Genomic DNA, 11,913 nt, shown 5'->3' with positions numbered 1-11,913 from the left:
GTTTCTTTGACTCGCATCTTCGATGCTCGCCCCTTCGGGGCCGGCTGCGCCGTTCGCACTGTGTGCGTGGGGCAGCAAAAGAAATGAACCCGCTCGCCGCAAGGCGAGTGGAAGCGTTTGATGTTGCTTTTCTTGCCGAAGGCAAACGCACAGGCACAGATCAAACGCTTTCGTCCGCTGACGCGGCCGAGTTCATTTCTTTTGGTTGACGCCAAAAGAAACGGAACCAAAGAAAAACGTCTCCCCGACAAGTCCGAAGCCCGCGGCGTCATGCGCACCGGGATTTTCCGACTCGGCATCCTGCCTCGGTCGGAAAACGCCGCACGTCCTGTGCGGCGCCCTACGGGTCTGCAGTCGCAACTACGGCATCGAGATTTGGGAAGAGCGAAGCAACTGCAACTGCAACTGCAACTGCAACTGCAAAGCTACGGCTGCGCGGCAGCATCCGCGGGAATTGTCCACCCCTGCACCAGCGCGTAGAGGATCCGCTGATCCTCTGCATCCAGCGGTCCATCGGCCAACGCGCGGAACCGCAACCGGAACGCCCGCGACGTCGCATCGAGGTCGTCAACCGGATAGCCCACGACCCGCAAGGCCTGCACCACGTCGAAGTCCGCCGGCGCCGGCGGCGTGTCGTCGCGTGGCCAGACGCCATAGCCGTGTTGCGCCAGACGCTTCCACGGGAAATGCACGCCCGGATCGACCTTGCGGCCGGGCGCAAGATCGGAGTGGCCGATGAAGTTCTCGGCCGGAATACGCCACCGCGTCTTCAGATCGTCCAGCAGCACCAGCAGGCTCTCGACCAGTGGTTCGGTGAACGGCACGCGGCCGTTGTTGTCGAGTTCGATGCCGATCGAAGCGGAGTTCACGTCGCTCACCGCACCCCAGCTGCCGGCGCCGGCATGCCAGGCGCGATCGAGGTCGGAGACCAGCTGGTAGCGCGTGCCATCCTGGCCGATCAGATAATGCGAACTCACGCGACCGCCGCTGTTGGCGGTGCGCAGCGTGTCGAGACTGCGCTGCACCGATTCCTGCTCGGTGTAGTGCAGCACCACCAGCACCGGTCGACGCGCGTCGTGGTTGCTCGACGGCACCCAGGTGGCGAGCGGATTGCGGGGCGACTGGTGGGCACAGGCCGACAGCAGCAGCGCGGCCAGCAGAACGAGGGGAGTGCGCATGTCCGCATTGCACCCGCTCGCGCGCATCGGCGCAAGCCGCGCAGTCAGCGATCGAGCACCACGCGCACGTCGATGCGGTCCTGCCGGTGTTCCATGCGTGCCTCGTACCAGCAGCCGTCGCTGACCAGGCGTTCGCATTTCCAGGACAGGAAATCGAGTGACCAGGAGCCGTGCGCGGCCTGGCTGCGCTGCAGGAATGTCGCCAGCTCGAACACCGCTTCGAGCCGGTGATCTTCGCGCGCGCACCAGTCGGTCCAGGTCAGCAGCCAGTCGTAGTTCGCGGGTGGGCGTGTCGGTGATTGCATCGGTCGTGTCGCATCGCGCGCGCGTCGCGCCTCGCGACGGTCTGCAGCGTCAATCGGGTGTCGGGGTTCCACCGGTTCGCGGACACGGTGCCGGGCCGGGATCCCGCACGATGCGCAGCACCTCGATGCCGCCGCGGGTGTCGCGTGTCGCGATCTCGTACCACTCGCCGGTCCGGATCAGCCGCGCACTGGCCCAGGACACGAAGGCGAACTGCCAGTCCGTACCGGTCATGCCGCTGCGGTGGATGAAGTCGGAGAGTGCGACTTCGAGCGTTTCGCAGCCATCGTCCGCCGGCCCCCAGTACGGCAGGAGCGTCAGCCAGTCGAATCGGATGTCCGGCGGCCTGGGCATGGGCGATCGCCACCCGCGTCGGCGGACCGACGCGGGTGGCATCTCCGGCTTACTGGCGTGCGACCAAGGTCATGCCGGCATAGGTGCCGGTCAGGCGCACGTAGTAGGTGCCGGCCACCGGCGCGGTGAAGCGCACGGTCTCGGTATTGCTGTTGGCGCGCGTGGAGAACCCGTCGCGATCGGTCGGCGTCGGCACGCGGCCGGCGGCCACGTACATCGAGACGTTGCCGGTGCCGTTGTAGGTCATGAAGCTCAGCGTCTTGCCGGCTTCGGCGCGGAAGCTGAAGACCGCATCTTCGGCGCCGTTCGACAGTCCGCGCAGCTCCACCTTGTTCGACAGTTCCACGGTGGGTGGCACGCAGTTCTCGGTGCAGGGCGGCTGGGTCGCACGGTTGAGCAGCGTCGCGACATCGAGGATGCCCGTGCCCATCGGCGTGGAACCGGGAATGGAAGCCGGGAACGGACGCGCCGTGCGGCGCAGCAGGTCGCGCATTTCGCCCCACTTCAGCGGCACGTCGACGACGCTCTGCACCATCGCCACGGCGGCCGCGACATGCGGCGAGGCCATCGAGGTGCCGGTGTACCCTCCGAGCACGTACTCGCCGGTCGGGCGCGTCGTGCCGGCGTTGATCGCCTGGAAGATGTAGCCGTTCGGATCACCGTCGATCGAACCGCCACCGCCGGGCGCGGACAGGTCCACGCGCGTGCCCCAGCTCGAGTAGCTCGCCTTGCCGCCGGTGACGCGCGTCGCGCCGACCGCGATGACGCCGCTGCAGGCGCCCATCGTGTAGGTGCCGGCGTCGGCGTTGGAATTGCCCGCGGCCACGACGATGATCGCGCCGAGATTGTTCACCTGGTTGATCGCGTCCTGGTACACCGCCGGGCACGCCTGCGGGCCGCCGCTGCCGAGGCTCATGTTGAGCACTTCGGCGGGATTGGGATTCACCGGCAGGCCTTCCACCGGCGCACCGGCCGCCCACAGCATGCCGTCGGCGATGTCGCTGCCGAAGCCGCCGCAGGATCCGAGCACGCGCACCGGGACCACCTTGGCACCGTGTGCCAGACCGGCGAGGCCGACGCCGTTGTTGGTCTGCTGCGCAATCGTGCCGGCGACGTGGCTGCCGTGCCAGGAGCTGTCCGACGGCGCGTGCGGCTGTCCGCCGAGCGCGGTGCAGTAGTTCGCCTCCACCCAGTCGCCGACATCCCAACCGCCGGCGACGCGGCCGTCGGTGTCGCGGCGCGACACGCGCTTGTCGGAAATCATGTCGTAGCCCGGCAGCACATTGGCCGCCAGATCGACGTGGTTCTGCACGATGCCGGTGTCGATCACCGCGACGACCACGCCTTCGCCGGTCGAGATCTCCCAGCCCTGCTCGGCCCGCACGCCACCGGTCGCGTTGTTGAAGTTCCACTGGAAGCGCGCGTAGTTGGGATCGTTCGGCGCGGCGGCTGGCAGCGCCTGGGTGGTGCGGTCCACGTCGGCGCGCTGGTAGAGACGATCGGGCTCGACCTTGAGCACGCCCGGCTCGGCGGACAGCTCGCGGATGAAGCTCGCCTGCTCCGAGGCCGTGAGCGCGCGCGAAGCCTGCACGACATGCCAGCCGGGCGCACCCATGCTGCGCAGCACGCGCGCGGTGGCGGCCGGACGGGCGGCGGCGGTGGTGGTCGCCTGCACGGCGCTGGCGAGTCCGGCGCGACGCACCGACGTGCCCAGCGCGCTGGTCAGCGCGGCGCGGCCCGGTGCGGCGGCGGCCGTGGTCTTGACCACGAACCGCTGGCCACCGATGCCCGCGGCCGGGGCGGCGAGGTCGCGGGTCACGGTCCGGTCGAGGCCGGGCGTGGCCGCATGGGCGGCGCCGGTCAGCAGGATGGCGGCGATCGCGGCGCCGAGTGTGGTCTGGATGCGCATGGAACGTGTCTCCGTCGAAGGAAGGGTGCCCGGATGGGCGAATCGGGAAAGACGGCGGCGCGGAACGCCGCCGTGGGATGTCACAGATCGATACCGAAGCCGATGCCGGCCGATTTCTCGTCGCCGCTGAACGCACCGCCCAGGCTGAAGGACGCGCGTTCGCCGACCTTCTTCGCGTAGCCGATCGACAACGCCTGCTCGCCGCTCTGGAAACCGGCGCCCACCGCCACGCGGCCGCGCGGACTCTGGGTGCCGGCCGCGTTCGTGGCCATGTTCAACATCGCGGCGCTCATCGCGCCCTGCTTGTCGATGCGGCGCTCGGTATCGCTGAAACGACGTTCCACATCGCCGCGGTAGACCTCGAACTGGTCGCCCCAGCTGGCGAGGCGCTGGTCGGTGTAGGCCTTGGACGTCGCGACCGCCTGCGTGGCGGTGGTGTCGGCGTAGGCCTTGGCCTCGGTCACGCCCGCGCGCACCTGGCCGACGTTGGCGGCGTCGGTCGTCTGCGTGCCGGCGGCGACGTTCGTGATCTGTCGCTGTTGCGTTGCGTTGCCCACCGACACCGTATTCGCCCGGTCCGCCACCGCGCCCTGGCCGAGCGCGACGGCACCCTGCGCGGTGACGCTGGCGCCCTGTCCGATCGCGGTGCCGGAGGCGGCCGTCACCGACGCGCTCTCGCCGACGGCGACGGCATTGGTGGCGTTCGCCGAGATGCGGCTGTTCGCGCCGACCGCCGTGCTGCCGTCGGCATTCACCCGCGCATTGCCACCGATCGCGGTGTCGTTGGGGCCGTGCGCGTAGGCGTTGCCGCCGAGCGCGACGCCGTTGTCGCCGTTGGCGGCCGCGCCCGCACCGACGGCGACCGCGTTCGTATCGGCGCCGACCGTCGCCGGCGCGTCGCCGCCGACCGCGACGCGGTCGTTCGTGCCCTGGTTGGAGTCGATCACGGTCTCGACCGCGCCGACGCGGCGCTTGAGGTTGCTGATCTCGACATCGAGCGCAGCGAACGATGCGCCGATCGAGGCGTGGTTCGTCCCCTGGATCGCGTAGCTCGGCGCAGTGAACGTGCCGAACGCCGTGACCGCGGCGCCACCGCCCAGGACATCGGCCATGCTCTGCAGACCCGCGTGCAGTTGCGCGCCGTTGATCGCCTCGGTGCTGGTCGCGGACACGTCGCCCGCGCCCAGATTCGCGATCACCGTGCCGCTGTCTCCGCCGAGCGAAATCCGCGCCTTGTCCGCGTCTTCGTAGGTAACCGCGTTCTCCGCAACGCCGGCGACGTCCCCCAGGCGCGCATCGAGGTCGTCGACCCGCCCTTCCACGGTCGTGACCCGCGTATTGGTCTCGAACAGCTGCGCGCCGTTGACGGCATCGGTGCTGTCGTCCGTCACCGCGCCGGCCGCGACGTTGCGGATGACCGTGCCATCGGCCCCGGCGAGCGTGAGTGTCTGCCGGTCGGCAGCGTCGTAGACGACCGCACTGGCCGACAGTTCGCCGAGGCCGTCGGCGACGGCCGTGAGCTGTCCGACGTTCACCGCATCGGTGGTCTGCGTGCCGGCGGCGACGTTGGCGATCTGGCGCTCCGCGCCCGCGCGGCCGATCGACACCGTATTCGCCCGGTCCGCCAGCGCGCCGGCGCCCAGCGCGACGCTGCCGTCGATCCCCGCCCACAGGCCGCTGTCTTCCTGGATGCCGACGAAGGCGTTGGGGCCGATCGCCACCGAGCGCGAGCCGTGCACTTCGGCGTCGGTGCCCATCGCGATGCTGTCGACGTAGAGGATCGGATCGCCATCGCCCCAGAAGTAGCCGTTCCACACCATCGCCTTGCCGATCGCGATGCTGTTGCGACCCGCCGCCCAGGACCCGCTGCCCAGGCCGGTGCTGTTCACGCCGGACGCGAATGCGCCCTGGCCGACCGCGGTCGCGTTCTCGGCCCACGCGTTCGAGAACGCGCCCAGCGCCGTCGAGCGCAGGCCCATGGCGCGCGTACCGGCGCCGTAAGCGGTGGCCCAGTCCTGCGTGGCCTCGGCGCGATCGCCGACCGAGGTGGCGTCGTAGCCGGTGGCCTGGGTCACGTAGCCGATCGCGATCGAACGGATGCCGCTCGCATTGGCCAGTCCGCCGATGGCCGTCGACGCGTATTCGATCGCCTGCGCGCCGGCGCCGATCGCAGTCGCCATGCGGCCCGAGGCGCGCGTGTTCTGCAGATCCGAGCCCGCAAAGCCTTCGCCCAGCTGGTCTTCGAGCACGTCGGCGATACCGCCGATCGCGACCGCCGACTTGCCGCTGGTCTCGGTCTGCGCGCCGATCGCGGTGTTGAAATCGCCGTTGGCCTGCGCACCCGCGCCCAGTGCAGTGGCGGCCAGACCCTGCGCGGCAGTCTGCTGGTTCAGCACCACACCGAAGTCGCCGATGCTGCTGTAGTCGAGCTGCAGCCTGCCGCCGACCGCCGTCGCCGACGTGCCGGTGGCCAGACTGTCCTGGCCGATCGCACTGGCGGCATCGGCCGTCGCCACGGCGCCGGCGCCCAGCGCGGTGCTGCCGTTGCCGATCGCGGACGCCGCCTCGCCGGCCGCCGTCGCCTCGTCGCCTTCGGCGTAGGCGCCCGCGTCGCTGTCGGCACTGCCGGTGGCCTGGAAATGACGCGTCGCATCGGCCGCGGTGGCCTTGAGCTGGGCGAGGTTCACCGCGTCGGTGTCCTGCGTGCCAGCCGCGACATTGGCGATCTGGCGCTCCGCGCCCGCGTGGCCGATCGACACCGTATTCGCCCGGTCCGCCAGCGCGCCGGCGCCCAGCGCGACACTGCCGTCGATCCCCGCCCACAGGCCGCTGTCTTCCTGGATGCCGACGAAGGCATTCGGGCCGATCGCCACCGAACGCGAGCCGTGCACTTCGGCGTCGGTGCCCATCGCGATGCTGTCGACGTAGAGGATCGGATCGCCATCGCCCCAGAAGTAGCCGTTCCACACCGTCGCCTTGCCGATCGCGACGCTGTTGCGACCGGCCGCCCACGAGCCGTTGCCGATCGCCGTGCTGTTGACGTTGTTGGCCATCGCGGCCTGGCCGACGGCCGTGGAATTTTCGGCCCACGCGTTTGAAAACGCGCCGAGTGCGGTCGAGCGCAGGCCCATGGCGCGCGCGCCGGCGCCGTAGGCGGTGGCCCAGTCCTGCGTGGCCTCGGCGCGGTCGCCGACCGAGGTGGCGTCATAGCCGGTGGCCTGGGTCACGTAGCCGATCGCGATCGAACGGATGCCGCTCGCATTCGCCAGTCCGCCGATGGCGGTCGACGCGTATTCGATCGCCTGCGCGCCGGCGCCGATCGCGGTCGTCATCCGGCCCGAGGCGCGCGTGTTCTGCAGATCCGCACCCGCGAAACCTTCGCCCAGCTGGTCTTCGAGCACGTCGGCGATACCGCCGATCGCGACCGCCGACTTGCCGCTGGTCTCGGTCTGCGCGCCGATCGCGGTGTTGAAATCGCCGTTGGCCTGCGCGCCCGCGCCCAGCGCGGTGGCGGCCAGACCGCTCGCCGACGTCTGCTGGTCGAGCACGACGCCGAAGCTGCCGATGTCGCTGTAATCCAGGCGCAGCATGCCGCCGACCGCCGTGGCCGAGTTGCCGGTCGCCAGGCTGTCCTTGCCGACCGCGGTCGCATCATCGGCGACGGCGACCGCGCCACCGCCGAGCGCCGTGGCGCCGTTGCCGATCGCCGATGCCGCTTCGCCGGCCGCGAGCGCGTTGTCGCCCTCGACATAGGCGCCGGCATCGCTGTCGGCGCTGCCGCTGGCCTGGAAGTAACGCGCCACGTCGGTCGCATCGACCGCCGCGGGTGCTTCGAACGTCTGCAGACCGACCGCGGTCGCCTGGGCCATCGCGGTCATCGGCAGGGCCAGCGCGACGCTGGCGAGCAGCGCGACGCGTCGGCGACCACTGGGCGCACGCGCCAGTTCGGAGGCCACGACCATGCGGCCGAGCGCGGCGTTCCAGAGGGTGCGGTAGATGCGGTTCATTTTGGTGTCTCCGGCAGGCGTTTCGTGAAGGCGCACGCGGTCGTGCGACGGGCATGTGCCCGCCACGTCCGGCGTCCGTGTCTGTCTTGGCCCTGTCATCCCGATCGGGTAGGGCGTCCCCGAGAGCGAACGTACGAGCGCCGCGGCCCCCTTGTCACCCGCGTTTTCTCGCCGGAAGATCACCGTCAACTCACCATCGCCCGCGTGGCGCAGCAGCGCGAACGCCATGCCCAATTCCGTTCTCAGGTGGCTCGACCGCGTGCCGATCGACGACGTCGTCGACCGCCGCAATGCGCGCGTCATCCAGGTGCTGCTGCTGTTTCTCGCCGTCACCGTGCCGGCGATGGTGGTCTTCGGACTGGTGGTGACGTGGTCGACACTGACCCAGGGTCCGCTGCCGGTCGCCCTGATCGTCTCGCTGTCCTTCAGCCTCGCGATCGCCGCGCTCGCCGGCATCGGCGTGTGGATGATCCGGCGAGGCCGGTTCCGGCCCGCGGTGCGCGCGATGCTCGGCATGCTGCTGACGATGCTGTTCGTCAACGCGTTCGCGAACGGCTTCGAACGCCAGCTGCCCGACCAGCTCGCGCAGATGCTGCTGCTGATCCTCAGTGGTCTCGTTCTTGGGCGACGCTCACTGTGGATCGTGTTCGGCGCGCTGCTCGCGGTGGTGGCCCTGGGGTCGGTGCGCGATGCGATGGTGCTGTTCGCCGACACACCGGCGCGCGCGTTCTACAACGTGCCCTCGACGCTCTTCAGCTACTTCCTGGTTGCGATTCTCACCGACCGCACGACGGAGGCGCTGCGCGAAAGCCTGCGCGAATCGAACGCACGCGGCGAAGCGCTTGAGCAGGAGATTCGCGAACGCGAGCGCACGCACGCGCAGCTGATCCACGCGCAGAAGAAAGAGATCACCGAGCGCATGGCCAGCGGCATGGCGCATGACTTCAACAACATCTTCTCGGTCATCGCCGGCTTCTCGGCCGAGCGTCACGAAGACGACGGCGGCAGTGATGCGCAGCGTGCGGCGCAGCTCGAGAACAGTCTGGAATCGGTGGAGGCGTCCGCGCGGCGTGGCATGGCGATCAGCCGTCGACTGCTGCGTTTCAGCCGACGCGACGATGCACAGGCGGACGTCTTCGATGCCGGCGAAGCGATCGAGACGCTGCAGCCGATGCTGCGCCAGCTGCTGGACGCGCACATCGTGCTGACCTGCACGCGCGAAGACGCGCCGCTGCCGATCCTGTTCGACCGCAGCCAGTTCGAACTGATGCTGCTCAACCTCGCCTCCAACGCGCGCGATGCGATCGGCGGCACGGGCACGTTCGCGATCGATGCACGTCGCGAGCGCGGCGATGTCGTCATCGCGCTGCGCGACGATGGTGCAGGCATGCCGGCGGCGGTCGCCGCGCGCGTGTTCGAACCGTTCTTCAGCACCAAGCCCGCCGACAGCGGCACCGGGCTGGGCCTGGCGGTGGTGCACGAGCTGGTGACCAAGGCCGGCGGCACGATCGAGGTGACCAGCGCGCCCGGCGCCGGCACCACGTTCCGGATCGCGTTGCCGCTCAGTCCTGCAGCGTGAGCATGTAGCCGCGGCCGCGGACCGCGGTCAGCGGCAGCGCGTCGCCGCAACGCGCCTGGGCCTTGCTGCGCAGGCGGTGGATCATCGAATCGATGCGGTGCGCATCGAAGTCGTGCACGTGTTCGGTCAACGCTTCGATCAGCTGTTCGCGCGACACCAGCTCGCCCGGCGCATCGAACAGGCGCCTGCACAGCCGGCGCTCGCTCTGCGTCAGGGCCGCCGAGCCGCCGGACGGCGACAGCAGGCACCAGCCGTCGGCGCTCATCCGCCAACCGCGCGCCTGATCGCGCGCGGGTGCGGGTGCGGTGCCGATGCGCCGGGCGAGACTGTGCAGCGTGGCCGCGAGCAGGTCGATCTCGACCGGCTTGGTCAGGTACGCATCGGCGCCTTCGGCCAACCCGCGCACGCGATCGCCGGTGTCGGCGCGGCTGGTCAGCATCACCACGCCCAGCTGCGGTCGCGTCTCGCGCAGCGCGCGCGCCAGGCTGAAACCGTCGCCGTCGGGCAGGCCGACGTCCAGCACCACCAGATCGACCGGCTGCGTCTCCAGATGCGCACGCAGGGCGGCGATGGTCTCGAATCCCGCCGCGTCGAACCCGAAGCGCTGCAGCCCCGGCATCAGGATGCGCTCGCGCAGCGTCGCTTCGTCCTCGAGCACGGCGACGTGCAATGCGGCGGGCGCGGTCATGGCGGAGAGAGGCCGGTCATCGTGGCCGGCATCCTAGCCCCATGGGCGCGGAGGTACCAAACGCAGGTGCGCAAAAAAGCGGGCGCCGGCCTTCCCCGCCGTCGCCCGCTGCCCCGCTTGCGTTGCCGGCGTCCGCGCGACTGCGCGGACGCCGGATGTGCCTTACTTCTCGTAGGCGGATTCGCCGTGCGAGACGATGTCCAGACCTTCGCGCTCTTCGTCCTCGGTCACGCGCAGACCGACGACGAGCTTGGCGATCAGCATCACCACCGCAGTGACCACGGCGCACCAGAGCACGGTGAACGCGACGCTGACGAACTGCACCCAGACCTGCGCGCCGATCGCGAGATCGACTTCGGTGCCGCCCAGCGACTGCGCGCTGAAGACACCCGTCAGCAACGCGCCGACGATGCCGCCGATACCGTGCACGCCGAACACGTCGAGACTGTCGTCGGCGCGCAGCAGGCGCTTGAGACCGGTGACGCCCCACACGCACAACGCGCCTGCCGCCAGACCGATCACCAGTGCGCCCATCGGGCCCACGGTGCCCGCGGCCGGCGTGATGCCGACCAGGCCCGCGATCGCGCCCGAGGCCGCGCCCAGTGCCGACGGACGGCCCTTGGTGAAGGCTTCGACGATGCTCCAGGCGACGACGCCGGCCGAGGTGGCGACCATGGTGTTGAGCATGGCCAGCGACGCGCTGGCATCGGCGGCGAGCGCCGAGCCGGCATTGAAGCCGAACCAGCCCACCCACAGCAGCGACGCGCCGATGAAGGTGAAGGGCACGCTGTGCGGCTTGATCGCTTCCTTGCCGTAGCCCAGACGCTTGCCGAGGAAGTACGCGCCCACGAGACCGGCGACGCCGGCATTGATATGCACCACCGTGCCGCCGGCGAAATCGATCACGCCCTTGTGCGCGAGGAAGCCCGCTTCACCACTCCACACCATGTGCACCATCGGCAGGTAGGCGAACGTCACCCACAGGATGGAGAACAGCAGCACCGCCGAGAACTTGATGCGCTCGGCGAAGGACCCGACGACCAACGCCGTGGTGATGCCGGCGAACGTCGACTGGAACACGATGAACAGAAATTCCGGCAGACCGCCCGCATCCGTCTCCGCGGTGATGCCGCGCAGGAAGGCTTTTTCGGTGAACGAGCCGAAGAACGCGTTGCCTTCGGTGAACGCTGCGCTGTAGCCGTAGGCCACCCACAGGATGATCACCACCGAGAACACCACCAGCACCTGCATGATCACCGACAGCACGTTCTTCGCACGCACCATGCCGCCGTAGAACAGCGCCAGGCCCGGCACCACCATCAGCAGCACCAGCAGCGTGGAGGTGAGCATCCACGCCACGTTGCCGCTGTCGAACGTCACGGCCTCGGCCGTTTCCACCACGGCCACCGCCGTCTCGGCCGGTACGTCCTGCGCGAACGCGCCGCCTGCGACGCCGAACAGCGCGCACGCACACACCAGCATCAGGCACAGCGCCTGCATCCGGGTCTTCCACCCGCGGAACTCGATCTTTGTCATGTCAGGAATCTCCGTGGGGTCAGAGCGCGTCGGCGCCGATTTCGCCGGTGCGGATACGCAGGGCCTGTTCGAGTGCGAGGACGAACACCTTGCCGTCGCCGACCTTGCCGGTGCCCGCCGCCTTGGTGATCGCCTCGATCGCCGCCTCGAACACGTCGTCGCTGACCGCGCATTCGATCTTCAGCTTGGGCAGGAAATCGACGACGTACTCGGCGCCGCGATAGAGCTCGGTGTGGCCCTTCTGTCGGCCGAAGCCCTTGACCTCGGTGACGGTCAGGCCGGTGACGCCGGCTTCGCCGAGTGCCTCGCGGACCTCGTCGAGCTTGAACGGGCGGATGATCGCGATGATCAGTTTCATG

At 69.6% G+C, this 11,913-nt stretch carries 10 protein-coding genes; 2 read left to right on the top strand and 8 right to left on the bottom strand.

The window, feature by feature from the left end; genetic code table 11:
* Positions 1-83 precede the first annotated feature (83 nt).
* Positions 84-209 carry a hypothetical protein gene (locus AC3A5T_RS03005; protein ID WP_487627293.1) on the top strand — a complete coding sequence of 42 codons (126 nt, stop codon included), beginning with the start codon at positions 84-86 and terminating at the stop codon, positions 207-209.
* 216 nt (positions 210-425) lie between these two features.
* Here the strand turns inward: AC3A5T_RS03005 and AC3A5T_RS03000 are convergent, their stop codons facing one another.
* From AC3A5T_RS03000 to AC3A5T_RS02980, 5 genes are all read right to left on the bottom strand, one after another.
* Positions 426-1,178 carry an N-acetylmuramoyl-L-alanine amidase gene (locus tag AC3A5T_RS03000; RefSeq protein WP_487627292.1) on the bottom strand — a complete coding sequence of 251 codons (753 nt, stop codon included), beginning with the start codon at positions 1,176-1,178 and terminating at the stop codon, positions 426-428.
* A 44-nt stretch (positions 1,179-1,222) separates the two neighbouring features.
* Positions 1,223-1,483, bottom strand: a complete 261-nt coding sequence (locus AC3A5T_RS02995) for a hypothetical protein (RefSeq protein ID WP_487627291.1) — start codon at positions 1,481-1,483, stop codon at positions 1,223-1,225.
* 49 nt (positions 1,484-1,532) lie between these two features.
* Positions 1,533-1,835 carry a hypothetical protein gene (locus AC3A5T_RS02990; RefSeq protein ID WP_487627290.1) on the bottom strand — a complete coding sequence of 101 codons (303 nt, stop codon included), beginning with the start codon at positions 1,833-1,835 and terminating at the stop codon, positions 1,533-1,535.
* 49 nt (positions 1,836-1,884) lie between these two features.
* Positions 1,885-3,744: a S8 family peptidase gene (locus AC3A5T_RS02985; RefSeq protein WP_487627289.1), complete on the bottom strand. Its 1,860-nt coding sequence runs from the start codon at positions 3,742-3,744 to the stop codon at positions 1,885-1,887.
* An 80-nt stretch (positions 3,745-3,824) separates the two neighbouring features.
* Positions 3,825-7,751 carry an ESPR-type extended signal peptide-containing protein gene (locus AC3A5T_RS02980; RefSeq protein ID WP_487627288.1) on the bottom strand — a complete coding sequence of 1,309 codons (3,927 nt, stop codon included), beginning with the start codon at positions 7,749-7,751 and terminating at the stop codon, positions 3,825-3,827.
* A gap of 226 nt (positions 7,752-7,977) precedes the next feature.
* On the opposite strand from AC3A5T_RS02980, the gene AC3A5T_RS02975 reads away from it, so the two are divergent.
* Positions 7,978-9,330: a sensor histidine kinase gene (locus tag AC3A5T_RS02975; protein WP_487627287.1), complete on the top strand. Its 1,353-nt coding sequence runs from the start codon at positions 7,978-7,980 to the stop codon at positions 9,328-9,330.
* Here AC3A5T_RS02975 and AC3A5T_RS02970 read toward each other — a convergent pair.
* From AC3A5T_RS02970 to AC3A5T_RS02960, 3 genes are all read right to left on the bottom strand, one after another.
* Positions 9,314-10,018: a response regulator transcription factor gene (locus AC3A5T_RS02970; RefSeq protein ID WP_487627286.1), complete on the bottom strand. Its 705-nt coding sequence runs from the start codon at positions 10,016-10,018 to the stop codon at positions 9,314-9,316. The genes AC3A5T_RS02975 and AC3A5T_RS02970 overlap by 17 nt on opposite strands.
* A 162-nt stretch (positions 10,019-10,180) precedes the next feature.
* Positions 10,181-11,554 carry an ammonium transporter gene (locus tag AC3A5T_RS02965; RefSeq protein WP_487627285.1) on the bottom strand — a complete coding sequence of 458 codons (1,374 nt, stop codon included), beginning with the start codon at positions 11,552-11,554 and terminating at the stop codon, positions 10,181-10,183.
* 19 nt (positions 11,555-11,573) lie between these two features.
* The gene (locus AC3A5T_RS02960) at positions 11,574-11,912 is read right to left on the bottom strand and encodes a P-II family nitrogen regulator (RefSeq protein WP_159681228.1); all 339 of its coding nucleotides are present in this window, start codon (positions 11,910-11,912) and stop codon (positions 11,574-11,576) included.
* Between the last annotated feature and the right edge of the window lies 1 nt (position 11,913).

The sequence above is a fragment of the Luteimonas sp. Soil_C_16 genome (assembly GCF_057657295.1).
Note: the sequence above shows the minus strand (reverse complement) of the source record. Positions and strands in the feature narration are given on the sequence as shown.